Raw genomic sequence first — 20,839 nt, forward strand, 5'->3', positions numbered from 1 at the left:
ATCATCAACGACGAGGAGGAGATGTGGCCGCCCGGCGGATTCGGTTCCGGCCCGCCAGGAGGTCAGCGAGGAAGCGCAGGGACCGGAGGCGCGACCTTGTTCCTCGACCCCCCGGGCCGCATTCCCTCAAGGATGGCGTCGAGGGAAGACACCGGAGCAGGAGGCGAAAGCGCCGTCGCCCCGGGAACCGCAGCCAGGCGCCGCACGCGCAGGCAGGGATCGAAGGCGGAGGCGACGGGCTGGCGGGGATCCGACGACGATCGCAGGGCCGCATCGGCATCGGCCCCCACCTTCCGGCACTTCGCCTTGATCCGCCCGGCCGCCTCGGCGGTCAGCGAAGCGCCGTAGAAGCCGGATTCGCACGCGCACACATCGGCGCGGCGCTGCGCCTCGAGCCCCAGCAGATCCGTGGAAGGAACGTCATAGGCTTCCGTGGCGCTGGCGGCGCCTGCGGAAAGGAGAAGGGCGGCCAGAAGGGCCGGGGTGATGGAGCGATGCATGCCGAGCCTCCGCGTTGCCACCTTCTTCAGCTGGAGCAGATCCGCGAAGCGCCAAGCCTTGGCGAAGGATCAGGGGAATCGGCGCATTCCTCGGTTGCCGGAAACAGCGCAACCGGAAGAATGCGCCGATGCTGGAAGATCGGGACGTTCCCCGCCTGCGATGGCTCAGCGATCCAGGAGCATCTCGATGCCGCGAACCGCTCCGAAGGCCGCCAGAACAGCCCCAGCCGTGCCGGTGAGAGGCAATTCGGCGACGCCGGCGCCGAACCCGACGACGGCCGCGATGCCGATGGAAAGGGCGAAGCCCCCAAGCGGTTCGTAGCAACCCTCCGCTTCCCGGGAAGCCGGCGTCGGCGATGGCTCCGTCGCTGGGGGCCATGGCTGGCCCTCATCCTCGGCGGCATACCGATCGGCAAGCCGGCACAGCCCCACGAGGATGAAGAGGGCCAACGCGATGGACAGGAAGGCGAGCGGTGTCGGCACCAGCATCGCCAGAGCGGCGTCCAGGATGACCAGGGGCATCGCCACGAAGATCGCCTTCCGCCTACCCATGCCCACCTCCTCGGATACATTCCAGGAGATGGGGGCGGAGCGAGGCCTCCATGGCGGCTTCGTCCCATGGCGCAGCAAGGAGACCCCCATGACCGGAACCAATCCCCTCGCCGCCTTCTCCCCCGAGGAGATCAGGAGCCGCGTCTTCACCCGGGCCGAACTTGAGGCCATGGACGACGAGCAGATCGATGCACTCTGCATCGCCAGGGGCATCCCGCTCGACGACCTGGAAGGCCGCCCTCTGACGATCCTCATCGACGAGGAGTGCCTCGCCTATTCCCCGCCGATCCGGATGCCCGATGCGACCGACGCCGAATACGCCGCCGCCTGCCGCGAATGCGAGCTGGCGCACGAACTGGCCCTGATCCAGCGCCAGGCGCGCATCGCCAATCGGGGATGACGCCGCATCGACAGGTTGACGGATGCTCGTCCCGCTCCAGTTCACCCACGTCAGGAGGCGAGCATGGGCTTATGCGGGCGGTTGCGGGACTGGCGGCGACGCTGCACCGGAGGAGGCTTATAGGCGTCCGCCCGCTGGCGACGCCCAAACGCACGGGAGACCCAGAATGAGCCCCATCCTCCTCGGCTTCATCCTCCATCGCGCATCGCACGGCTGCGGCAGGCCGTGGCTCCGGCTGCTGCACGCCGGCTTCCTGCCCCGAAGCGTCCCCCCCTGCTCCCGCCCGCACGAGCTGCTCGCTCCCTACATGGAAATCCAGCCGACGGACGGCAGGACGAAGCCGATGACCGCATCGGGCCGCCTGAGGAAGGGCGGGAAGCCCTCCCCCGTGGATCAGCCCTACGAGCGCTACCGCAGCGATCGGGACGAAGCGAGACGGAACGCGGAGATGGACATCGAATCCGGCCTGGGCCCCGGCGTCGTGCGCCAGTCCCTGGGAGCGAGAGCCCGGATGCTCGGCCTTATCGCCCTACCTTCCGGCGGATCGACGCTGCGCCGCCTGCTGACGCTGGCCACCACGCCCCCGCGCACCCCTTCCTTCCTCGCCTGCAGCCTCGCCCGCAAGCACGGCGCCCGGCCACTGCCAAGGAACCGCTGGAGCCTCGCCTACGAGGAAATGACGGCCCAGGAGAAGCTGGACCTCCATGTCGCCGCCGAGGCCGCGGGCTGAAAGTGCGCCGGACAGCGATGCGGCCCACGCGGCGGGCGCCGCATGAGCCGCATGTCCAATCCTCCCGGATTCCCGATCAGATGCTTCCGAGGCGGATCGGAGGAGGCGCGAAGATCCCGCCGCCTGCGAACGGCTGGGCCGTGCAGATCCTGAACGAGGAGCGGACGGATCCGTCCGAAGCCTGGTAGGCGTCCGTCTGGACGTCGGAGGAGATGACCAGCGACAGGCCCGGTGCATGGCGCGTCCAGATCTCGACGGGGACCGACTCGCCCCGGCGCATGAACAGCGCGTGATGGACCGAGCCCGTAGGCAGCCCCGGCAGGATGCCGTCCGCCTCGACGCCATCCACCTCCATGGAGATCTCGTCGGATGCGCCGACGGGCTGGGCCGACAGGGCATAGTACCCCGCAGCAGGAGCCGTGAAGACCCAGCGGACCACCGCATCCCCGTCCTCGATGAACGAGTCCGCGACGCAAGGCGGGATCAAGACCATCGGGATGCCCGCCGGCTGCTCGGGAACATCGAAGGGAAGACCCGCCGATGCACCGGCCCCGCCTGCGACCAAACCCTGGGCGGGCTCGGACACCGGACGCCCGGCATAGGCCACGGCGACCGCGGCGATGGAAACGGCGCCGAGCAGAACTGCGGCGAGGGCGTGCTTCTTCATGGGTTCCTCCTTCAGGGGACGACTGCCAGAAGGTGGGGCCGACGAGCCCCGATGCAGGGGTCGCGCCGGAGCGAGTGCTGAAGCGGGAACCGGGAGCCGAAGCCCCCGGATCCTCGCCTTGCGATCGGCTTCAGCGGCGACGGAGATCCCGGAGGACCTTGCCGACGAACGCGCCGAAGACGAGGCCGTTCACGATGCCGACCATCCAGCCGAAGTAGAAGGAGACTGGCGGCTGAAGCGCCAGCTTGGCGAACGGATTGCCTGCGGCTTCGAGAGCCTGCTGGCTCACTGAGAATTCCCGCACGACCAGGCAAGCCCCCACGAGGAACCCGAGCGAGGCCAGCACGCAGACGAGGCTCCACACGCGCCCAAGGACGCCACGCTTCGGCTGCTCGGCCTCGAGCGCCACGACCGGTCCATTCGAAATCGCTTCCATGCTCCATCCTCCCTGCGGGGCCTTGCCGGACACGGCATCCGGGGTCGCCACGCGGAGAAGGTGGGGCCGGGAGGATCGAAGAAGACGGCGGTTCAAGTGGCGGCCTTCCTGTCCGGCCTGGAAGGGAAGCGGGACGCCCCCATATGCACATTCGCGAACGGAAGAGAGAGGATCATGCGCAAGAGCGCTTCCACAGACAAGCCAGGCACCGCTCAAGAAATCGCCCGCCGTCTTGGCCTGATGAAGCACGCCACCGATTCCGCATCGCTCGAAGGCGTGCAGATCGACGAGCGCACCAAGGGATGGCTCGAGGATTTCGCGCACGGACGGTTGAGCGAGCAAGAAGTCATCCGGCGCATCAAGTCCGATGCCTAGTCGTCGGACGGGAATATCGCCATCAGAGCAGCATCCACGACGCAAGCCAGCAGCGCATCCCCGGGGCCATGGGTCCAGATGCAGGAGACCTCCGCCATCTCATCGAGGATGGGACGGAACCACATGCCATCTGCCCTTAGAACACCCCACTCCGCAAGCAGGTCGAAGTTTCCCTGCGCGTCTCGCCCAAGGAAATGCTCGATGGCCGTCCGGATGGCGTCTTTCGGATCGTCTATGCCCTTGTCCTCGAGCAAGGCGGCCAGAGCCACGATTTCAGCGTGCTTCTTCATCTCATCCCATTCCATTCCATTGCACTGCGCAGCATATGTGTTCTCTGTCCGACAGGAAACGCATCGAACCCACAACACAAGTTGGCGGCGATATCCGCATTAACCAGAGCACCAAATCGAGCCCAGATCGCATCGACAGGAGGACGCGAATGGCCAAGACCATCATCATGACCTTCGGAGAGAAGCCTGCCCCACGGGTCGATATGAATGAGGTTGTAGTGGTCCAGGAAGTCGCCGACATGCCTCAGGATGACTTCGACAAGCTCGTCTCCGGGATGCAGAAGGCCCTTGACGAATGGGAAGAGGACGAACCTGCACCATCAGGCGGCACTCTGCCGGCTAAATCGCAAGCCCGATCCACCGGGCCTTCGAAAGACATTGTCTCCTTCGGCTCTCGAACCACTCGACAACAGCCATAAGGATATTGACGACGCTAATGCGCCCTCATAGGAAGGGTGCAGCCAAGATTTCAAAGGAAACAGGGGGTAGCGATGAGAAATAGAAGCACGGACGAGATCGTCCAAAATCTGCCCGAGGCGATTCTCAACGCTCGAAGCATAATCCTCGTCGAGGACGACGAACCGGAGCATGGAGCATCCGCGTGGCTTTCGGCGATGGGGTTCCCTGATGAAGCCTGCCGAGTCAGCTTTGACGTGGAACAATACCATCTATACGAAAGTCTGATGGACGGAGTCCACGTACTGCGCGGCCGTTCTCCAGATGAAGTTGAAGAAGCGCTGTCGCGGAAACTCCCACCAGCGGAAACCGCCTTGATCGCTGGATTCGTCGCGCAAAATGCCAAGTTCAAGAATGACTTGGCCCAAGCAATGAAGGAGGGCCGCCGAGATTTTCCGACGGATTCCGAGCGCGACGCGCTTCTCGATATCCGGATTCCTGACTTCACCAGCCTGTCGGCGGACACTTCCATGGTAATGGCCCTGATAGCTGCGCATTTGTGGGCAGCGCAATCCGACGATCTGGACGAAGCGCAAAGCCAATAGTTCGAAGACTGGCCCGACAAGGGAGGTTGCCGGCCCCGAGACCCACCCCAGATCCCTCCCAGGCCGCCGTCGCGGCGCAGGCGGGGAGAAGCGGAATGGATCAGGACATCGGAAGGCATCTCTGCGAACGGCGTGGCACCCTCATCCATGTGGATGGCGCCGCGTGCTTCGATCTGGCTTCCCATCCAATCCGTGAGGCCGACGGCCCGTGCCATGACTGCTTCAGGGAAGGAGGTCCGGCGAAATCAGCACGGCTCCTCTCAAGCCATGAGCTCCTCGAATGGAGGATGGGAGAGGCCGAAAGGGCCGGGGTAGGCGAAACGGCGCCGCCCACGCATGGCGGTGCGGAGAACGGCGCCAAGGCGAAGCTCGAGCTTGACGATGCCTTCGCCGAGCGGACGAAGCGGGGCTACGCCTCCGACTGGGGCATGTGGACCGCCTGGTGCGCCGAAGCCGGACACCAGCCCCTGCCCGCCTCCGGCGAGGCGATCTCCGCCTACATCGACGCCTCCAGCGGCAAGCGCAAGCCCGCCACCCTATCGCGGCACATCGCCGCCATCGCCGCCGCGCACCGCATCGCGGACCTGCCGGATCCGACCAAGCTCCGGGTCGTGAAGGTCGCCATGAAGCGGCTGGCCCGCCAGCATGGCACCCGGCAAACGCAGGCCCTCGGGCTCAATTGGCAGATGCGCGACAAGATGCTCGCGGCCGCCGGGACGGACATCACCGGCCTCCGGGACCGCGCTCTCCTCTCCGTGGCCTACGACATCGGACGCCGCCGCTCCGAGGTGGTCTCCCTGCTGGTCGAGGACATCGATCGCGCCGAAGACGGCACCGCCACCATCGTCCTCCGGCGCAGCAAGACCGACCAGGAAGGCCAAGGCCAGATCTGCTACCTCTCGGCCGCAGCCGTGAAGGCGGTCGATGCCTGGCTGGACGCCGCCGGCGTCGAGGATGGCCCGATCTTCCGAGCGCTGAGGAACAACGGGAAAGTCGGACCGGAGGCGATCCAGGGGCGGGCGGTAAGCAATCTCTACAAGAAGCTCGGCCGGGCCGCCGGGTTCCCCCGCAATGTGTGGTCCCGCCTCTCCGGGCACAGCACCCGCGTCGGCCTCGCCCAGGACATGGCGGCCGCCGGCATCGACCTCGTGGCCATCATGCAGGCTGGCGGCTGGAAGTCCCCGGCCATGGCCAGCCGATACTGCGAACGGCTCGACGTCCGCCGCGGCGGCGCCGCCCGCCTGGCGGTGCTCCAGGGCCGATCGCCGGCCACCTGATGGCTCGGAAGGAAAGGCGGCAGCACGGCGGGCCCCCGGGGGAGCCGCCGCGCAACCGCTTCAATCGTTGACTTCAGCCGCGTTCCGCGCACGATCCGGCCAGGAGAAGAAGGATGCCGAAAGCCACGGAGTCCAGAAGCAAGTTCTACGCCCCGGCCATCAAGGAGATGCGCCTGCTCTTCCGCATGCGCGAGATGCATCGGCAGGAAGCCGAGTTCCCATTCCGTCCGCACTTCGTCCAATCAAACATCTTCCGCGTCGCCCGGCTCCTGCGCAGCAAGAGGATCCCGCCGGAGGTTCGGCGCCATCCACTCGTGGCCGACCTCGTCGCCTATGTGCGCTGCTTCGACGACGGCGACGGCAGCCGCGCCTGGAAGCTGGAGCCACTCATGACAGATCCCGGACTCATGGTGCTCCAATGGATCGAAGAGATGCAGGACGCCCTGCTGGGCGGCTTCATCGATCGGTTCGCCCAGCCCCTGATCGACCACCTGGCCAGCCTGGAGGATCCTATGCCCCACGACACCGACGGCATCCTCTCGGCCGAAAGCCGCGGGCCGACCACCATCATGACAGCCGCCGTCCCCGCAGAGAGGGAGGCGGAATTCCGCGCCTTCGTGCGCGGGCTCCATGCCGATCGCTCCCCACCTGTCCTCGACGACATCCGACTGGCCGCCGACCAGAACGCCGACGCGATCCGCAGGATGAACGTGGATCGGATCTGGGCCTACGGCAGCGTCGCCGCCGGGACGGCTGCCAGCGCCTCCGACATCGATCTCCTCTACCGAACGCGGGAAGGAGCCACGGACTACGACACCTGGACGGAGCTGCGCCGCCTTTTCGAAGGGCATACCGGCCGGCTCGTCGACCTGTTCCCAGTGATCAACGAGGAGGCCCTATCCACCAAGGACGCGATCCTCGTATGGACGGCGGAGGAGCCTCGATGAACGAATCCCTCGGCTTCCCCTTCCGCATCGCCATCACCAGCCGGGTGCTTCTGGAAGCGGCCTTCTGGCGGTACGGAGCCTCGCGCATCCTCTCCCTCGCGAATCCCGGCAAGCTCATCTGGCACGAGCACCAGCTCGAAGAGGAGCGCCATCTCACACTGGCATTCGAAGACACCATTGACCCTACCTTGCCATTGGCGCCACGCCGGGAGCACATCGAGGCCATCCTGGACTTCGGCCGACTCGTGGAGCCCGGCTCCACGTTGCTCATCCATTGCGAAGCGGGCATCAGCCGCTCGCCCGCCGCCGGATACCTCATCCTCGCTCAGGCGGTAGGACCGGAACGCGCCGCCGAGGCACTGGAAGAGATCCACCGGGTGCGAGACATCGCCCAGCCCAATCCGCTCATGATTCGTATCGGGGCGGAGATCCTCGGCTGGCCCGAGATCTCAAAGGCCATGACGGATCGCGCCCTGAAGGCTAGGCCATGAAGACCGGCAAACCCAGTGCGGAAGAGATCAACGACCGCGCCAAGCTCCTCATGCATTCCATCGGCATCCATATCAACGGCACCCACCAGCAGGAGGACAGAATGAAGATCATCAACACAGCTGGCATCGTGCTGGATAGGGACGTAGTTAGGAACGTCGTTGCTATCGGGTGCGACGAGATCCTGGATAAGCACCATGACATCATGGCGTCCATCGATGTCGGCCGCCCTGTCATGCGGAAGTTCGATCCGGCAGCCATCGTGCCACCCACGCCCGAGCAACGCGAATTCATCCGCACGACGCTCGCTGGCATCAAGGCGGCGACGCGGAAGTCCGCCAGATAGAGGGGTGCAGCCGGCAAATGTCCTTGGCGGTTGCCATGCATATCAAGCGGGCCGGCCCTTCCCGGCGGGATTCAAGGCCAGCGCCTTGGCGATGCGGTGCCCAATCCACCGCATCACCGGCACAGCCATCGAGTTCCCCACGGCCTTGTAGCGCGGCCCGTCCGGGCACTCCTCTGCGGACTTCCTCTTCCACGGGATACGCGTCCAATCATCGGGGAACCCCTGCAGACGTTCGCACTCCTTCGGAAGGAGCCTGCGCACGATCGACCGAGCAAGCGCAGGCGGCTCGGAAGTGATGCAGACGATCGGTGTGCCGCGTCCGGTTCCGTCCTCGGAGGCGTCGGCCCCTTCAGCGGTCAATGCGTGCGTCCGCTCTCCGGTGACGCAGACGACTGCTTCTCCGCCTGCGTCCGGAGAGCCATTTCCAGAACAGGCGGCAACGCCTTCCCACGGCGCGATGCCCGCGAGAGGATCCCCGCAGCCGCCTTGGGGCTCAAATAGAATCTCGGCGGGATCGATCCCGATTCCAGCACGTCCCGCAAGGAGGAAGACGCGCCGCCGTCGCTGGGGCACTCCGAAATGTTGAGCATCGAGGACGCGCCACGCGAGCGAACGAGCGGGGCCGTACACAGCACCAGCCGTCGGCCATCGTCCTTTTGGCGGCAGGAGCGGCTCATCCCACCCAGCGAGGCCTGCGAGGAGGCAGCCGAAGGCATTGTCGCTGGTGTTGAGCACTCCGGGGACGTTCTCCCAGAGAACAAGGGCAGGGTCAGCTGCATCGACGAGCTCCACGAATTTGAGGGAGAGGTTGCCGCGGGCATCTGCTAGAGACTGGCGAAGCCCGCTTATCGAGAAGGCCTGGCAAGGTGTCCCGCCAACGATCAGATCCACCCCCCTCAACCTCGCGCCGTCGATCTTCGTCAGATCACCGAGATTCGGAATGGAGGGGAAGCGATGGGCGAGAACGGCGGATGGGAAAGGGGCCACCTCCGCGAACGCAACGGGCGACCATCCAAGCCCGCGCCATGCAACCGATGCTGCCTCGATCCCGGAGCACACGGAAAGATACCGAAGACCGGCATCGCCAGCTCCCGCGGCGGATTCCGATTCCATGACTGCATCCCCCGGCCAGGCGACGAATGCCGCCGCACGGAGAAATTGGGTCCGGCCCGGTATGATCGGATCGCGACGGGGATGGCGGAGCTCGAGCAGGAGCAGGCAACCAAGAGGCTCGTTGCCATGTGAATCAGCGACCCGTTCCGCTGCGCGCCCCATATCGATTGCAGCGCCCGACCCGCCGGAGGTGACCATGGCCCGCCTGATCCCGAAATTCACGCCGCTCACGCCCGAGGAGCAGGCGGCCGAGGATGCCGCCCTCGATGCGGCCTTGGACGAGATGGGACGTAGGCTGGCCGAGGCTGCGGAAGAGCGGAAGCGGCACCCTGTCTGGATCGCCCGCGCCGCACGCGAGGCGGCCAATCCCGGCGTCCTCCTGCCCCTCACCGACGAGGAGCGCGAACTGATCGCGGCCCCGCTCGACGACATCAAGGTCTGCGGGGAAGACGATCTGGAGAACGGGCGCTACGCCCCGCCGGCGCCGGGCGGCGCGACGACCTGGGGAATCTGGCCGGAGATCCAGCCGCCCGCTTTCATCACCAAGCGGGAGCTCTTCGAAGACTGCCTGGCCAGCGGCAACGGCGTCGTCCTCCGCCGCGAGGACATCCGTCCGGGAGGACTGCTCACGCCGCAATCCTTCCTCGCCCTCTTCCATGCCGCGCGCGGCCTATCCCTCGAGGAAACCGTCGAGAACGACCGGGCCGCGGCCCAGAGGATCCTCGATGCGCTCGCCGCGCCGGAGGCGCCGATCCTCACCGACATCGCCGCCGTCCATCTCCGGCCCCTCTACGAGGCGACGCAGGAGGACGTGCCTCGCACCCTGGTCCCACCGCCCGGGATGCAGGGCGAGCAATTCCGCATGGCGGTGCGCAGCTCCGTCCTCGCGCCGAAGAAGGACGAGGCGCTGGTCGACGGCGACGGCACCCGCTACCCTTGCTGGGCGCAGGCAGATCGCTACACGCATTTCCAGGACGACCACTACCGCTACGAGGCCGAGGATGGCCGGGCGATCTGCTCGGTCTTTGAAGTCGCGGCCGACGGCTGGACGCCGGCGCCGGATGCGGAATTCCGGCAGACCTTCCAGAAGGAGGACGAGAGCGAACAGGCCTTCCAGGCCCGCCTGCCGGACATCCTGGGCGCCGGCAGGGACTTCCCGCCGCTGCGCGTCGGCCAGGATGAACGCTCCCGCCTCCTGCTCGGCGGCATCGTCCGCATCGCGCGCGGGGACTATGAGCCCATCAACTGGGCGCCACCCTTCATGGCGGACTGGGAAAGCATCGACCCCTCCGCCCTCTCCCAGCACCAGAGGCTGGACCTCCTGACGGCGGCCAAGGAATGGATCGCGGTGCATCCGCAGGCGAAGGCACGAGAGAACGACAGCGAGGCCGCCGGAGATACCCGGCAGCCCGGACCCGCAGGACGGTCGCGGCCGGACCCGACAAGCCGCGGCGAATGACCCCCGAGGGCCACAGAGGCCGGAACAGCCCCTTCATCCCCGCGGGGATGCCTGCTACTGTGCCCGGCCACCAGGAAGCAGCCCATGCCGAAGCCCAGCCCGTCCGATATCGCCGACGCCGCACTGCGCGCCCTGAACGAATGGACGGGGCCCACGCAAGGCGTGAGCTGGTTCAACCTCCCGGACTGGGAAAAGGCGAGGTGCGAGGCGGCGAAAAAGGCCCTGCTGGCCGCGGTCGCCCATCCCGGCGTTCCGGAAGACATCCTGCTGCGGATCGCCAGGGAATGCCGGTTCCGGCCCGTGCGGAAGGCCCTGGCCGCGAAAGCAAGCTCCGAGGGCCTGCTCCACACGCTCGCGCAGGACTCCGACTTCTCCGTGCGCATGGCCGTCTCGGCCAACCCCCATTCCACGGAAGCCGTCCTGTGGACGACGCTCTCCTCGGAGGGCAAATCGGACCGGGCGGTCAACGCCACGATCCAGGCGCTCTCCGCGAGATTCCCGCCATTGAACGCCCAGGAGACCCTCTCGCGGGTCAAGGGGATGGCCGTCCATGCCGACGGCAAAGCCATCGCGCTCGGCCACCTGATGCGCTGGATGGACGCCAGCGTGCGGGGCGAACTCCTGCAGATGCTGATCCCGGATCGGGAACCCGGGTTCCGCTGGGCCGCCGCCGGATGGGTGCGATCCATCGAAGACATCGCCGCCCTCACCGACGATCCGAATGAGAATGTCCGCCACGAACTCTGCATCCACCACCGCAACGGTCACGAGGCGCTGCTCGCGCATCTCGCCCTGGACACCCCCATCGCCCGCCTCTGGCCCGAGGATCCCGCGACGCTGGGCCGGCTGGCCTACGTCCTCTGCGCCTGGCTCGGCGACGAAGTGCCGAAGCATCTGTCGGCATGGCTCGATGCATGGGCCGCCCACTCCTGCACCTGGCACGAGAAGCAGGATTTCCTCATGTCCGTTCAGGAGCTGGTGGAAACGGCCAAGCCGGACGGGAAGGGCTTCCTCGTCGTCACCGATGGCAAGCGCACCCTGCGGATCCTGCTGCCCTGCCGTCCCGGCATCCGCGGGTCATTCTCCCGGATCGCTCCGTAGAGCCGACGGCAGGATCCAACGCTCGAACCCGCCATTCCGCGCCATCAGAACCGCCAAGCGGTCTAGGCGCTGGGCTCGAAGCCATGTCCGAGCGCAGCCCAATCCCGCAGCCAGAGGCAGGCGAGCACAACCGAGGTCTCGCCTACCGGATCCCGCTTTCCGCTCCGGATGAAGGCGCTGAGTGCAGCCCCGAGATCCACGGCGAGGGACAGCATTCCGGAAGGTGATTGGCGCCGAAGGAACTTTCGTTCGAGATCCTTTCTTCCTTCGAGGACCGGGTTCTCTCTGGGCAATACCATCTCTCCTCGGAAATCCCAAGGTTGGCAGGTGTGGGAGGCGAAACCGTTGGCGAAGCGCGTTCCAGGGGGAATCGTATGCGGGCACTGGCCACCGAAGGCCCTCTCGAATTCATCGAACGCGGCCGCGACCGTGGTCACTATGGCCGAAACCTTGGCGACATCCGCCTCGGAAACATAGGGGATGCGATCACCGTCGATGAAAGCGAATGGAAGAAAGCGTTTGGCTTCCAGATCGGTGATCGAACTCGCCTTGACCTTCATGCTCTCAAAATCGCTCGGCATGCGAGGGCACGCGACGAATTTGTAAGGAGGCGTCTCGTCGGCGATGCTCAGCCAACCATCCTTGATCGGCACTTCCCGGCCGCGACCCGGAATCTCAATCTGGCGAAGGCTCCTGACGAATTTCGGCACGCAGATGGCCGCGCCGTGTTCCTTATCGGCGCGGAGCTGCGCTTCGGCCAAGGCCACGTCTTCGGGATTTGTCCGGCTGAGAAGCCTCCCGCCGAGGGTTTCGACCGGGAAGACCTTCTTCCCATCAACCACCTTCTCCACCAACCGCCAGTCCAAACCCATAGCCCGCCCTTCCGTCGCTCCGCGCATGGCTCCTGATCCAATACCCAACCCATCGGGCGGCGCAGGTGCGTCCGGCTGCATCCTACCCGGCGATGAAGACGCAGGCCAGACCCGACATCAGATGACGGGTCGCCGAATAGTGTCCGCCAAGCATTCTTGGTGGCAGCTACTCAGCCTTAGCGGACGATGCGGCCATCAACACTTCCAATCGTTCATGCGATGAGAGGGTCGAAAGATAGGTCTCGGCCTCGGCGCGGACATTCCCGTCCTCATCGGCCAACAGAATGGCCAGCACGCTATGCGGAGGCTGAACATGGTAGATCGCCGGGATCCTTGCCGGGTTCCTCCAGTCGAATTCCCGAAACAGAGCATGCACGCGTGCCTCCGGGGCAGGATGGCGCGCCAACGCTTCGCGGTAACGATCCAGAGACCAACCCCCGCGAAGTGTATCGAGCAGTTGCTTGGGGAATTGATATGGATGCAGGGGCGGACGGAGAGGGTCTGCGCTACCGCTCCGAAGAACATCCACTGCGATTCGAGAACCTTCTTCAGCTTCACTCGGAGAGGCCCCCTCAACCTGCAGAAGCCCAGCAACAAAACGACGTTCGCTATCTTGCTCGGAAGGGGGGCCAAGGACGGCCGGCCTTTGCTTCAGGGATGGATGTCCATTAACCAAGCCCAGCAGGAAGGCAAGTGCGCGCTTCATCGTGATGCTCCTGGTTCCCCGGCCATCCCGGAGGGCGGTGCGCGCCGGCAGGTGTCGCTCCTGCCTCCCCGAAGGGATCCGCCAGCCGGCGGCGCGCAGATCTCTACTACTTGCCGCGAACGCGGGCTGCCCGGCGCCGCATCTCCCTGTTGGCCCGGCGCCGCATCTCCCTGTTGGGAGAGGCCGCTTCGACGGACTGGATCGGGGCTTCGTATTCGTCGAGGAAGAAGACCCCGCCGAGTTTCCCTGCGCTTCCGTCGCCTGAGATGCAGCTCAGCTCGAGCTTCTGGCCCATGGTGCCCTCCCTTTCTTCTCCTGGCCTGCCCAGGAGGCGGTGAGCGCCGGGGTCGCGAAGCCCGAGATCCGCTCTGCGCTCAGTTCTTAAAATGGGTCCTGGCGAACCGCGGAAGTCGCGGGGTCCGGGCCGTCAATGGTCATTGGCGGCCCGGCCCATGGCCGCAGTCCGCATCTGGATTTCGAGCTGTTCGTGAGCCGACCACTCGCCCTCTTCGATGCGTTCTTCGGCATTGCAGCGGACGGAGGCATCCCCGTCCTCGCGCAGATCCAGGAGCGTGCCGAGGGAGAGGTTGTCGAGGAGGAAGATCCTCAACTTGTCCTGTGCCAGAAGCGGCTCGCCGCGCAAGAAGCGATCGTGAATGGCTACGGCTTCCCGCTCCATGTCTTCCGCGGAGGGCTGGCCAGGCATGAAATGTCCCATTCCGCTGCGAGACGGGGCACACCACATGCGCGATCCTCCTTCGCCGATCATCGTATAGCCACGCATGGCGTCGGCCTCCTCGTCTTCCCCCGGCCAACCCGGAGGGCGGTGCGCGCCGGCAGGTATCGCTCCTGCCTCCCCGTAGGGATCCGTCATTCGACGACGCACAGATTCCTCAGGCGGCCTACTCCGCCGCCGTTGCGTCTCCCTTCATCGGCTCCAACGACGGAAACGCACACCGCTCAGCAGGGTCGCGATGCCGATGGCGACGACGGAGAAGAGGGCCGCTCCAAGCCATTCTCCGTTGAGCCAACCCTCGAAAGCACAATAGATCAGCAGGGCCGCGAACCCGACGGTCATCGCGCACCCGCGGAGGATGTCCGAGAGCGAGAACTCCAGCGGGTAGAGGGCCTCTCCACGGTATTCCATGCGCCAGCTCATGGTAGGGTTCCTTCGTGTATCCTCCGGACTGCCCGGAGGGCGGTGCGCGCCGGCAGGTATCGCCCCTGCCTCCCCATGGGGATCCGTCATCCGACGGCGCACAGGATCCACAAGCGGCCTTCCTACCGAAACGGCCAGACGAGCCCGAAACGTACTGCTTTCGCCTGAGCGTTGGCATCGAGTGCCTGAGCGTTGGCATCGAGTTGGAGCTCGATCTCCTTCTTCTCGGCGCGGGCCAGCAGGGTGCGGAGGCGGCTGACCTCTGCGCTGGCCGCAGCCCTCGCCCTCGCCATGATGGGGCCTGTCTTGATCTCGGCCAAGATTCGGATCGGCACCCGGGCATCCCCAGCCGCCCACCGCTGAACACGGCGCGGGTCGATGCCGAGCTCCTGCGCGAGGGAATCCTTCCATCCGCCTTCCCAGATAGCCGAAGCGATCGTCGCCAGCTCATCCTGCCGCGGCTTGATCAGGCGGAACCGGGCATCCTCGGCGGCCTCGTGGCCGATCCACCTGCCGATCTCCTTGATGGCACGATCCGAGTAGCAGGACAGGTTGGGGCTCGGTGCATCGGAATCGGCCCAGACCGGCGTTCCCGTGCGCTTGGTGAGCCGAACCCGGGCGTTCCCTTCGGAGAAGGACCGGGCCATGGCCTCCAGCAGGTCGCGGTACTCGTCCTCGGACAGGTCGCCGTCGTCGAAATTCGGGGCGAGGGACCAGCCGGGGCGGGCGGCCTCGATCCACGCCTCCACATCCTCTTCCCAGTCGAATAGAGCAGCCTCGTAGGCGGCCGCCTCGGCCTTGGTGACCGCCAATCCAGCGAGGATCTCGACCCTGTGGGAATCCGGTTCCGCAAGGAGCGCCGCACTGGAGGGTGCGACCGACACGCTGTCGAGCTTCGTGAAGCCATCCTCTGTATGCCTCTCGGCATCGGCGCGGGCCTCCTCCTCGGTGGCGCCAATGCCCCACAGGTAGTCATTGACGAAGCAAGCGAAGCCCGCGGCCGCCGGTGCGGTCGGGCGAAGAGGAAGGGCGGGAATGGTGGATTCGGTCTTGGTCATCGCGGCCTCCATGCCGTCTGCGGGTGTGCGGCCCCTGCCGCGTTCCCTATACGTTCTATATGGAGCAATTCCCGATTCCGGCAACCCCCTAAAACGCTGATTTCCGCGAGGATCCGCGTCTGGCGCCCGTCAAATGATATTGCCATGCGCCAGCGCCAGGGGATCACAGACCTTCCGCCCGCCCATAGTCTTTGACGGCTCCGATTAGGCCGCCATCCGCAGTTCCTCCGAGCCCGCCGCATCCGTGGCGGAAACCTCGGAGATCGCCACGTCGAGGATGTCGCGGGCCAGGGCGTAATCGAGGCGGCGACGCAGCAGGCCATCCTTGCGGATTCCCTTGAAGGCCGTGAGTAGGACATCGCCGGTTCCGGCCCGCAGGGTGCCCAGGATCCGGTTCGCGGCCGCCATGATAAGATCGACCTGCTCCGCGGAGAAGGTCGCATCCAGCGCGATGCGCGTGTTCGAGCGCGAGGCGGAGCTCACACCGTCGATCTCCCCGCCGCGGACGAAGCGGATACTGGCCCCGAGGGTGCCGTCGATGCCGCGGAGGCCGATGGCCCCGTCGGGGGCGTTGAACGCCATGCTGTGGCGCCGTTGCGGCCGCGGCCGCATGGCCTCGAGATCGGCGAGGGTCCCCAGCAGTTCCTCGCCGAGGAACACGTCGCCGCGTCCCCGGCCCGGTCCCCACATCGCCAGGCACACCGGATGCTCCGTGTCGTCGAACAGCCCGGCGCCGAGGCACACGACCGCCTCCAGACGCTCGCGGAACAGTCCGCTGGTGAGGAAGGACGCGGGGATGATGGCGGCCACATGGCCCGCGTTGTCGAGGCAACGCGCGATGGCCTCCTTGTACAGGTCGTCGTGCCGCGCGCCCTCGGGAAAGGACAGGCCGCGACGTGCCGCCGAGTTGCGCGCGAGGTAGGGCGGATTGGTCACCACCACGTCGAAGTTCTCCGGGAAATCAGCGATCGTGTCCCGCTGGACGATGCCGTCGGCCTGCGGCTCGATGTCGAAGGCGGTGTGCATCCCGAGCAGGCCCTCGTCGGCGAGATGCCGAAGAAGATGCCCGGCGCCTGCAAACGGCTCCAGAAGGACGGCGACGTCGGGAAGCCCGGCTCCCTTCGCCCAGGCCTTGAAACGGGCATGCCCGAATGGGTTCGCCCTGGTGAAGAATTGTCCCTTCTCGACCTTGCCGTGGCAAGGCGCTGCGCATTCCTTCGACATTGGAATTCCCCCGTATCCGGGGAGCCCATCGGCTCCGAGGACACGGAGTTGTGTTCACGTCAAAGAACCCGATCCGGAGGGAGGAAGATTCTTTTCAGGCAGCCAGCGGCAAGGCCAGCTGCATGGCCCCGCCCATCGGAAGGACAACCCCGAAGCCGCTCAGGAAAGCCTTCGTGTAGGCCCGGAACCCGCCGCGGAACGTCTTGCTCGTGCGCTCGATCCAGAAGGCCAGATCCTCGCCGTTGAGGACGGACTGGAGGGCGGCGGGGTCCGCCGAATGCGGGACGACCGAGTAGCCCGAGAAGAAGGCCGCCTCGGGATCGGGCTGAAGCCGGAAGCTCGGCGCCTTCGCCATGGGCGGAGTGAGGAGCTGGACGCCGAAGGCGGTGTCGAGCCCCTGCGAACGCCCGTAGGTGTACCACGCCACCGGATTGGCCTTGCCGCGATCGCGGGCGTCCAGCCGGCGGCGGTTGACTACGAGGTAGGCATAGCCCTTCGGGAATTCCCGGGCGAGGCGCTCCTCGTCCAGGATGACCGAACGCCCGGTCTCCCGCGAATACGGGAAGAGGATGGCCAGCCGCTGGTCCTCGCCCTTCCACGTCGACGCCTTCACGACGCGCCGCAGCAGGCCGGTCTCGATCTCGACCTCCTGCCCGTCCCGGCACCGCAGGCGCGTGAGGCCCGTGTCCGGGTCATCGTGCAGGCGAGTCATGACATAGACCTCATCGGCCAGGGTGAGCAGCCCGACGCTGATCCGCGCCATCTTCCCCAGCGGCACGCCACGACCAGCGAGCACCGCCAGGCGCCGCCGACCCTCGGCATCGTCCAGCACGGGCACATCGGCCAGAAGCGCCGAGCAAGGCACCTCACCCCGGTCCTCGGCATCGGCGCCGTTCCAGTCCATCAGCCGGAAGGCTTTCCCGGCCCGGCCCTTCTCGACGACGGCGACCGCGACATAGGCGGTGGCGCCTTCGAAGACCTGATGCTCGCCGAAGCGCACGACGACCTGCAGCCGGCCATCGGCCATGTCCTCGCGCAGGGCCTTCCCGGTCCGCGAGGCGAGCCAGGACGAGGGAGCGAGCAGGACGGCACGACCGCCGGTGCGCAGCATGCGGTGCGCCAGCTCGAAGAAGGCCACGTAGAGGTCGGTGGCGCCCTTGGCGCACACAGGCAGGGACTGGACCCGCTGGCGCTGCTCTGGGGCGAGGTTCTGGATGCGCACGTAGGGCGGATTGCCCACCACGAAATCCCGCGTGCCCCGGACCTCCTCCTGAAAGGCCTCGGCCAGCGCATCCCCGACGCGCAGATCCCAATCCACCCCGATGACGCCTCGGGACGCCGCTGCAGCATCCAGCCGGACGCGGCAGGCCGCGATGGCCTGTCCGGATACATCCATGCCGAGGATGGCCTTCCTCAGGCCCTGGGCGACGGCCAGGGCATCAAGCCCCCGAGCACGGCCGGCGTCGCACAGGCGCTCCACGACGGGCTCCAGCAGGGCGCCATCACCGCAAGCGATGTCGGCGAAGCTCTGCCCCCACGGATCCTCCGGCACCCCGCCCCACTCCAGCATCCGCTCGGCCAGCCAGCGCGGCGTGTAGACAGCACCCAGCGCCTTGGCATCCGTTGACGGACGACAATCCGCACCGCCCCGCTGGGCGGCGACACGCTTCTTCGACATTGAAAATCCCCCGCATCCGGGGAGCCCACCGGCTCCGAGGGCGAGGACGTGCTGTCGTCGGTCGGAAAACCAAAATCGGGGGAGCGAGATTCTTTCCGGGCCGGCTCATGGCACCGGATCAGGGCCGCCAACCGTTATTGCTGGCGGCCTTCGGCCGGCGGGATGCTCGCCGCCGTGATGCGAGCTTCGAGGAGCTCTTGGGCGGACGGGTGCAGATCGTCCAGCCGGTCCTTGGCACCCTCGCGGAGCATTTCGTTCTCATCGTCGAGGAGGGCGAGGATCGCCCAGAGTGGCAGTTCGTCCTCGTTGAGGTCGAAGAAGGCGCCTTTGTCGTCCGTCGACAGGAGCTCGCCGGCGCGGAAGCGTTCCAGAAGGAACATCACCGAGGAGACATGTCGGCGTCGCTCTTCCTCGGCGGCCTGCACTTCGGCCCTGAGGTGATCCGCGAATTCCCTTGTGGCCTGCCTGCTGTGATGGGCCTCACCGTCCATGACCGCCTCCCTGGGCAATCACCTCCGCCATCCTCTCCCGGATCCGCGTTCCGCGCGGGAGCGTAGCCAGGGCGAGCCGGTCGGCCAACGGCTCAGCCAGCTCTAGGAGCTGGGCGAAGCCGGCGGGGATCGCTGCAGCGCCGGAGGTCCATTCGCGGACGCGGCGCCGGTTCAGCGGGCGGCCGCCATCTTCCAGGCCATCGGCCAGCCAGGCGCGCCAAGCGGGGCGGCCGCGGTAGCTGACACCCGGATACAAGGCTTGCCCGATCCTCTCTATATCAACGGGGGTCATGCTACACGCTCCCGGAAGGACGCAAGGGCCGTCTCCCATTCCAAGCGCTCATGGGCGCTCGCGCCATTCAAGCGACGTACGACCTCGGCCCTCGTGTCCGGCAGTCCTTCCTCATGGAATCGGGCGAGGACACCCAGCGGAAGATGAGCCGCATCCGAACGGGAAAGCACCGCCTGCCACACCAAGTCGTATGGCCCATGCAGCAATTCCTTGGGCATCCTCTGGGCCTTTGGCGGACAATCGGCCATGCGGCAGATCAGGTCCAGAGGAGCAGTCGGATTCTGAGCGACGAACGTGCGCACCAGCCGATCGCTGTCCTCTGCGAGTCGTTCGAGGCGTTCCACTGGAGTGTCCGGCGACTCCGCCTGCGATCGCCGCTTTTCGAGGGTGAGGCGGTCGTGGAGGATGGCCACTGGCACCCAAAGAGGGGCCATGGCAACAAGAGATGCCCACCGGAAGATGGAAGAGGCGAGATTGCGGGGCATGTCATGAACCTTCCTAGATCCTCCGGCCTTTCCGGAGGGTGGAGCGCGCCCCGGGCTTGTATCCCGGGTGGGCCGACTGGACGGCCGGCGCGCTTGCTCAACACCTCACCACAAGGCGCCGCAGTTCCTCGGATCGGCGAAGCTGTCTTGGGACGCCATGCAAGCGCGCCAAAGCTGTTCCTTGGACATCCTCGGGGCCATGGCTTCCAGCTGCTGCTTTCGCCATTCCATCCCGTCCAGCCGATCCTGGAGCATTTCGATCTGACGCTCCAGTTTGGCGATTTCTGCCCTTCGGGCATCTTCATGGCCGCGGAAAGCGCCAAGCCCTTCCGCTGACTCCCTTGCTGTGCTGATGGGCGGCGCCTCGCCAACGATTGTCCCATCACGGCGGACGCCAACGTCGATGGTGGCAGCCCCTGCCGAATGAGCCAGAGCAGAAGCCACCGTGAGGATGGTCAAGGCCATCACCGCGAACCGTCGCATGAAACCGTCTCCCTGTTTCCTCCGGCCGTTCCGGAGGGTGGTGCGCGCCGAGGTCGCTAGGCCTCGGATTCAGCTCTCACGCAATGGGGCGGCTCATGCCCTCAAGATCTAGATAGGTGCTTTCCGCCTATCTTGACAGCCCTTCGAGCCAGAAATCGGAAGAGGATCCGATCTTTTTCCGAGGCTGGCCGACGGCGGCACGTTCAGCGAGCGAAGAATCTTCGGCCGGGGCTTGTCCACAATCCTGGGCGGCCCCATAGGCTCGCCATCCCCCAAGATGGAGAGCCGATATGACCTGCACCGAAGAGACCCGCGCCATCCTCCTCGCCTTCGCCGGAATCCTCGGAAGCACCGAGAGCTCTCGCGACCGCTTCCGGATGATTGCCCTCGGATCAGACATCGCCAGCAAGGCCGGGATGGACAGTAAGGACTTCGAGGCTGCGGCGGACATGGCGAAGCGGGCCGAATACGCCCTGAACGATCACCACCCGCGCACGACCGCCGAATACATCATCGAGAGCCTTGAGGACGGCAGCATGCGGCACGAGGACATGAAGGAATTCATCGCCGGAGAGGCCCAGGATATCGGCAAGCACTACGCCGATGGGATCATGAAGGAGCTCGCAGCCATTGGCCAAGAAGCCGAGAGGGCGCTCGCCATCCTGGAGAGCATGGGCCACTGATCACCGGAACGGGGCGGCAGGCCAT

General features: G+C 66.2%; 30 protein-coding genes. 12 read left to right on the plus strand and 18 right to left on the minus strand.

What is annotated here, in order from left to right; translation table 11 throughout:
* Window positions 1-62: 62 nt before the first annotated feature.
* Both WV31_RS10750 and WV31_RS10755 read right to left on the minus strand, forming a co-directional pair.
* Window positions 63-500 carry a hypothetical protein gene (locus WV31_RS10750; RefSeq protein ID WP_085373576.1) on the minus strand — a complete coding sequence of 146 codons (438 nt, stop codon included), beginning with the start codon at window positions 498-500 and terminating at the stop codon, window positions 63-65.
* 165 nt (window positions 501-665) lie between these two features.
* Window positions 666-1,052, minus strand: a complete 387-nt coding sequence (locus WV31_RS10755; RefSeq protein WP_085373577.1) for a hypothetical protein — start codon at window positions 1,050-1,052, stop codon at window positions 666-668.
* 88 nt (window positions 1,053-1,140) lie between these two features.
* Between WV31_RS10755 and WV31_RS10760 the strand changes: the two genes are divergently transcribed.
* Together WV31_RS10760 and WV31_RS10765 are read left to right on the plus strand one after the other, a co-directional pair.
* Window positions 1,141-1,452, plus strand: a complete 312-nt coding sequence (locus WV31_RS10760) for a hypothetical protein (protein ID WP_145980831.1) — start codon at window positions 1,141-1,143, stop codon at window positions 1,450-1,452.
* Between the two features lie 166 nt (window positions 1,453-1,618).
* On the plus strand, window positions 1,619-2,182 hold the full coding sequence (locus tag WV31_RS10765) for a hypothetical protein (RefSeq protein ID WP_145980832.1): 564 nt from the start codon (window positions 1,619-1,621) through the stop codon (window positions 2,180-2,182).
* Between the two features lie 76 nt (window positions 2,183-2,258).
* Here the strand turns inward: WV31_RS10765 and WV31_RS10770 are convergent, their stop codons facing one another.
* On the minus strand, window positions 2,259-2,849 hold the full coding sequence (locus tag WV31_RS10770) for a hypothetical protein (protein WP_085373580.1): 591 nt from the start codon (window positions 2,847-2,849) through the stop codon (window positions 2,259-2,261).
* Between the two features lie 130 nt (window positions 2,850-2,979).
* Window positions 2,980-3,285 (minus strand): hypothetical protein, encoded by a 306-nt coding sequence (locus WV31_RS10775; protein ID WP_068438464.1) that lies wholly within the window; start codon window positions 3,283-3,285, stop codon window positions 2,980-2,982.
* A 174-nt stretch (window positions 3,286-3,459) separates the two neighbouring features.
* Between WV31_RS10775 and WV31_RS10780 the strand changes: the two genes are divergently transcribed.
* Window positions 3,460-3,660 (plus strand): hypothetical protein, encoded by a 201-nt coding sequence (locus WV31_RS10780; protein WP_085373581.1) that lies wholly within the window; start codon window positions 3,460-3,462, stop codon window positions 3,658-3,660.
* Here WV31_RS10780 and WV31_RS10785 read toward each other — a convergent pair.
* Window positions 3,657-3,950, minus strand: coding sequence for a hypothetical protein (locus WV31_RS10785; RefSeq protein WP_085373582.1), 294 nt, complete (start codon window positions 3,948-3,950; stop codon window positions 3,657-3,659). The genes WV31_RS10780 and WV31_RS10785 overlap by 4 nt on opposite strands.
* Before the next feature lie 149 nt (window positions 3,951-4,099).
* Here WV31_RS10785 and WV31_RS10790 point away from each other — a divergent pair, with 149 nt between their 5' ends.
* The 6 genes from WV31_RS10790 to WV31_RS10815 all read left to right on the plus strand — a co-directional run bounded on the left by WV31_RS10790 (window position 4,100) and on the right by WV31_RS10815 (window position 8,010).
* Complete coding sequence (locus tag WV31_RS10790) at window positions 4,100-4,369, plus strand: hypothetical protein (protein WP_085373583.1); 270 nt, start codon at window positions 4,100-4,102, stop codon at window positions 4,367-4,369.
* Window positions 4,370-4,441: 72 nt separating this feature from the next.
* Entirely contained in the window at window positions 4,442-4,951 is a 510-nt protein-coding gene (locus tag WV31_RS10795; RefSeq protein WP_085373584.1) for a hypothetical protein, read from the plus strand.
* A gap of 95 nt (window positions 4,952-5,046) precedes the next feature.
* On the plus strand, window positions 5,047-6,228 hold the full coding sequence (locus tag WV31_RS10800) for a site-specific integrase (protein ID WP_085373585.1): 1,182 nt from the start codon (window positions 5,047-5,049) through the stop codon (window positions 6,226-6,228).
* Between the two features lie 113 nt (window positions 6,229-6,341).
* Window positions 6,342-7,175: a nucleotidyltransferase family protein gene (locus WV31_RS10805; RefSeq protein ID WP_085373586.1), complete on the plus strand. Its 834-nt coding sequence runs from the start codon at window positions 6,342-6,344 to the stop codon at window positions 7,173-7,175.
* Window positions 7,172-7,666 carry a tyrosine phosphatase family protein gene (locus WV31_RS10810; RefSeq protein ID WP_085373587.1) on the plus strand — a complete coding sequence of 165 codons (495 nt, stop codon included), beginning with the start codon at window positions 7,172-7,174 and terminating at the stop codon, window positions 7,664-7,666. Before WV31_RS10805 ends, WV31_RS10810 begins: the two co-directional genes overlap by 4 nt.
* Window positions 7,663-8,010, plus strand: coding sequence for a hypothetical protein (locus WV31_RS10815; RefSeq protein ID WP_085373588.1), 348 nt, complete (start codon window positions 7,663-7,665; stop codon window positions 8,008-8,010). The genes WV31_RS10810 and WV31_RS10815 overlap by 4 nt, the downstream gene beginning before the upstream one ends.
* Window positions 8,011-8,052: 42 nt before the next feature.
* On the opposite strand, the gene WV31_RS10820 is transcribed toward WV31_RS10815, so the two are convergent.
* A complete protein-coding gene (locus tag WV31_RS10820; protein WP_085375546.1) occupies window positions 8,053-9,123 on the minus strand; it encodes a DNA cytosine methyltransferase in 1,071 nt (356 codons plus the stop codon).
* Window positions 9,124-9,319: 196 nt separating this feature from the next.
* On the opposite strand from WV31_RS10820, the gene WV31_RS22450 reads away from it, so the two are divergent.
* Window positions 9,320-10,582 (plus strand): hypothetical protein, encoded by a 1,263-nt coding sequence (locus WV31_RS22450; RefSeq protein WP_085373589.1) that lies wholly within the window; start codon window positions 9,320-9,322, stop codon window positions 10,580-10,582.
* An 84-nt stretch (window positions 10,583-10,666) separates the two neighbouring features.
* Window positions 10,667-11,683 carry a hypothetical protein gene (locus tag WV31_RS10830; RefSeq protein WP_085373590.1) on the plus strand — a complete coding sequence of 339 codons (1,017 nt, stop codon included), beginning with the start codon at window positions 10,667-10,669 and terminating at the stop codon, window positions 11,681-11,683.
* Between the two features lie 62 nt (window positions 11,684-11,745).
* On the opposite strand, the gene WV31_RS10835 is transcribed toward WV31_RS10830, so the two are convergent.
* The 12 genes from WV31_RS10835 to WV31_RS10890 form a co-directional block, all read right to left on the minus strand.
* Window positions 11,746-12,582 carry a hypothetical protein gene (locus tag WV31_RS10835; protein ID WP_145980834.1) on the minus strand — a complete coding sequence of 279 codons (837 nt, stop codon included), beginning with the start codon at window positions 12,580-12,582 and terminating at the stop codon, window positions 11,746-11,748.
* A gap of 139 nt (window positions 12,583-12,721) precedes the next feature.
* Complete coding sequence (locus tag WV31_RS21595) at window positions 12,722-13,261, minus strand: hypothetical protein (RefSeq protein ID WP_145980835.1); 540 nt, start codon at window positions 13,259-13,261, stop codon at window positions 12,722-12,724.
* Window positions 13,262-13,367: 106 nt separating this feature from the next.
* Window positions 13,368-13,556 carry a hypothetical protein gene (locus tag WV31_RS10845; RefSeq protein ID WP_085373593.1) on the minus strand — a complete coding sequence of 63 codons (189 nt, stop codon included), beginning with the start codon at window positions 13,554-13,556 and terminating at the stop codon, window positions 13,368-13,370.
* Between the two features lie 132 nt (window positions 13,557-13,688).
* Window positions 13,689-14,045: a hypothetical protein gene (locus WV31_RS10850; protein ID WP_145980836.1), complete on the minus strand. Its 357-nt coding sequence runs from the start codon at window positions 14,043-14,045 to the stop codon at window positions 13,689-13,691.
* A gap of 144 nt (window positions 14,046-14,189) precedes the next feature.
* On the minus strand, window positions 14,190-14,420 hold the full coding sequence (locus WV31_RS10855; RefSeq protein WP_085373595.1) for a hypothetical protein: 231 nt from the start codon (window positions 14,418-14,420) through the stop codon (window positions 14,190-14,192).
* 122 nt (window positions 14,421-14,542) lie between these two features.
* Window positions 14,543-15,478 carry a hypothetical protein gene (locus tag WV31_RS10860; protein ID WP_145980837.1) on the minus strand — a complete coding sequence of 312 codons (936 nt, stop codon included), beginning with the start codon at window positions 15,476-15,478 and terminating at the stop codon, window positions 14,543-14,545.
* Window positions 15,479-15,682: 204 nt separating this feature from the next.
* Complete coding sequence (locus WV31_RS10865) at window positions 15,683-16,702, minus strand: Eco57I restriction-modification methylase domain-containing protein (RefSeq protein ID WP_068438444.1); 1,020 nt, start codon at window positions 16,700-16,702, stop codon at window positions 15,683-15,685.
* A gap of 94 nt (window positions 16,703-16,796) precedes the next feature.
* Complete coding sequence (locus WV31_RS10870; protein ID WP_085373597.1) at window positions 16,797-18,380, minus strand: Eco57I restriction-modification methylase domain-containing protein; 1,584 nt, start codon at window positions 18,378-18,380, stop codon at window positions 16,797-16,799.
* A gap of 134 nt (window positions 18,381-18,514) precedes the next feature.
* On the minus strand, window positions 18,515-18,871 hold the full coding sequence (locus WV31_RS10875) for a hypothetical protein (protein ID WP_085373598.1): 357 nt from the start codon (window positions 18,869-18,871) through the stop codon (window positions 18,515-18,517).
* The gene (locus tag WV31_RS10880; protein ID WP_085373599.1) at window positions 18,861-19,163 is read right to left on the minus strand and encodes a hypothetical protein; all 303 of its coding nucleotides are present in this window, start codon (window positions 19,161-19,163) and stop codon (window positions 18,861-18,863) included. Before WV31_RS10880 ends, WV31_RS10875 begins: the two co-directional genes overlap by 11 nt.
* The gene (locus WV31_RS10885) at window positions 19,160-19,648 is read right to left on the minus strand and encodes a hypothetical protein (RefSeq protein WP_085373600.1); all 489 of its coding nucleotides are present in this window, start codon (window positions 19,646-19,648) and stop codon (window positions 19,160-19,162) included. Before WV31_RS10885 ends, WV31_RS10880 begins: the two co-directional genes overlap by 4 nt.
* A gap of 105 nt (window positions 19,649-19,753) precedes the next feature.
* Window positions 19,754-20,131 carry a hypothetical protein gene (locus WV31_RS10890; RefSeq protein ID WP_085373601.1) on the minus strand — a complete coding sequence of 126 codons (378 nt, stop codon included), beginning with the start codon at window positions 20,129-20,131 and terminating at the stop codon, window positions 19,754-19,756.
* 290 nt (window positions 20,132-20,421) lie between these two features.
* On the opposite strand from WV31_RS10890, the gene WV31_RS10895 reads away from it, so the two are divergent.
* Window positions 20,422-20,814 carry a hypothetical protein gene (locus tag WV31_RS10895; RefSeq protein WP_085373602.1) on the plus strand — a complete coding sequence of 131 codons (393 nt, stop codon included), beginning with the start codon at window positions 20,422-20,424 and terminating at the stop codon, window positions 20,812-20,814.
* The last annotated feature ends 25 nt before the right edge of the window (window positions 20,815-20,839 follow it).

It is taken from the genome of Magnetospirillum sp. ME-1 (genome assembly GCF_002105535.1).
GTDB lineage: Bacteria > Pseudomonadota > Alphaproteobacteria > Rhodospirillales > Magnetospirillaceae > Phaeospirillum.

Excerpts from the sequence above, each read along its gene's own strand:
- WV31_RS10775 (WP_068438464.1), bottom strand. The coding sequence starts at position 3,285 with ATGGAAGCGATTTCGAATGGACCGGTCGTGGCGCTCGAGGCCGAGCAG.
- WV31_RS10890 (WP_085373601.1), bottom strand. The coding sequence starts at position 20,131 with ATGCGACGGTTCGCGGTGATGGCCTTGACCATCCTCACGGTGGCTTCT.
- WV31_RS10770 (WP_085373580.1), bottom strand. The coding sequence starts at position 2,849 with ATGAAGAAGCACGCCCTCGCCGCAGTTCTGCTCGGCGCCGTTTCCATC.
- WV31_RS22450 (WP_085373589.1), top strand. The coding sequence starts at position 9,320 with ATGGCCCGCCTGATCCCGAAATTCACGCCGCTCACGCCCGAGGAGCAG.
- WV31_RS10870 (WP_085373597.1), bottom strand. The coding sequence starts at position 18,380 with ATGTCGAAGAAGCGTGTCGCCGCCCAGCGGGGCGGTGCGGATTGTCGT.
- WV31_RS10895 (WP_085373602.1), top strand. The coding sequence starts at position 20,422 with ATGACCTGCACCGAAGAGACCCGCGCCATCCTCCTCGCCTTCGCCGGA.
- WV31_RS10805 (WP_085373586.1), top strand. The coding sequence starts at position 6,342 with ATGCCGAAAGCCACGGAGTCCAGAAGCAAGTTCTACGCCCCGGCCATC.
- WV31_RS10855 (WP_085373595.1), bottom strand. The coding sequence starts at position 14,420 with ATGAGCTGGCGCATGGAATACCGTGGAGAGGCCCTCTACCCGCTGGAG.
- WV31_RS10845 (WP_085373593.1), bottom strand. The coding sequence starts at position 13,556 with ATGGGCCAGAAGCTCGAGCTGAGCTGCATCTCAGGCGACGGAAGCGCA.
- WV31_RS10755 (WP_085373577.1), bottom strand. The coding sequence starts at position 1,052 with ATGGGTAGGCGGAAGGCGATCTTCGTGGCGATGCCCCTGGTCATCCTG.
- WV31_RS10865 (WP_068438444.1), bottom strand. The coding sequence starts at position 16,702 with ATGTCGAAGGAATGCGCAGCGCCTTGCCACGGCAAGGTCGAGAAGGGA.
- WV31_RS10880 (WP_085373599.1), bottom strand. The coding sequence starts at position 19,163 with ATGACCCCCGTTGATATAGAGAGGATCGGGCAAGCCTTGTATCCGGGT.
- WV31_RS10830 (WP_085373590.1), top strand. The coding sequence starts at position 10,667 with ATGCCGAAGCCCAGCCCGTCCGATATCGCCGACGCCGCACTGCGCGCC.
- WV31_RS10790 (WP_085373583.1), top strand. The coding sequence starts at position 4,100 with ATGGCCAAGACCATCATCATGACCTTCGGAGAGAAGCCTGCCCCACGG.
- WV31_RS10820 (WP_085375546.1), bottom strand. The coding sequence starts at position 9,123 with ATGGAATCGGAATCCGCCGCGGGAGCTGGCGATGCCGGTCTTCGGTAT.
- WV31_RS10765 (WP_145980832.1), top strand. The coding sequence starts at position 1,619 with ATGAGCCCCATCCTCCTCGGCTTCATCCTCCATCGCGCATCGCACGGC.
- WV31_RS10780 (WP_085373581.1), top strand. The coding sequence starts at position 3,460 with ATGCGCAAGAGCGCTTCCACAGACAAGCCAGGCACCGCTCAAGAAATC.
- WV31_RS10785 (WP_085373582.1), bottom strand. The coding sequence starts at position 3,950 with ATGAAGAAGCACGCTGAAATCGTGGCTCTGGCCGCCTTGCTCGAGGAC.
- WV31_RS10860 (WP_145980837.1), bottom strand. The coding sequence starts at position 15,478 with ATGACCAAGACCGAATCCACCATTCCCGCCCTTCCTCTTCGCCCGACC.
- WV31_RS10795 (WP_085373584.1), top strand. The coding sequence starts at position 4,442 with ATGAGAAATAGAAGCACGGACGAGATCGTCCAAAATCTGCCCGAGGCG.
- WV31_RS10850 (WP_145980836.1), bottom strand. The coding sequence starts at position 14,045 with ATGCGTGGCTATACGATGATCGGCGAAGGAGGATCGCGCATGTGGTGT.
- WV31_RS21595 (WP_145980835.1), bottom strand. The coding sequence starts at position 13,261 with ATGAAGCGCGCACTTGCCTTCCTGCTGGGCTTGGTTAATGGACATCCA.
- WV31_RS10885 (WP_085373600.1), bottom strand. The coding sequence starts at position 19,648 with ATGCCCCGCAATCTCGCCTCTTCCATCTTCCGGTGGGCATCTCTTGTT.
- WV31_RS10800 (WP_085373585.1), top strand. The coding sequence starts at position 5,047 with ATGGATCAGGACATCGGAAGGCATCTCTGCGAACGGCGTGGCACCCTC.
- WV31_RS10835 (WP_145980834.1), bottom strand. The coding sequence starts at position 12,582 with ATGCGCGGAGCGACGGAAGGGCGGGCTATGGGTTTGGACTGGCGGTTG.
- WV31_RS10875 (WP_085373598.1), bottom strand. The coding sequence starts at position 18,871 with ATGGACGGTGAGGCCCATCACAGCAGGCAGGCCACAAGGGAATTCGCG.
- WV31_RS10760 (WP_145980831.1), top strand. The coding sequence starts at position 1,141 with ATGACCGGAACCAATCCCCTCGCCGCCTTCTCCCCCGAGGAGATCAGG.
- WV31_RS10750 (WP_085373576.1), bottom strand. The coding sequence starts at position 500 with ATGCATCGCTCCATCACCCCGGCCCTTCTGGCCGCCCTTCTCCTTTCC.
- WV31_RS10815 (WP_085373588.1), top strand. The coding sequence starts at position 7,663 with ATGAAGACCGGCAAACCCAGTGCGGAAGAGATCAACGACCGCGCCAAG.
- WV31_RS10810 (WP_085373587.1), top strand. The coding sequence starts at position 7,172 with ATGAACGAATCCCTCGGCTTCCCCTTCCGCATCGCCATCACCAGCCGG.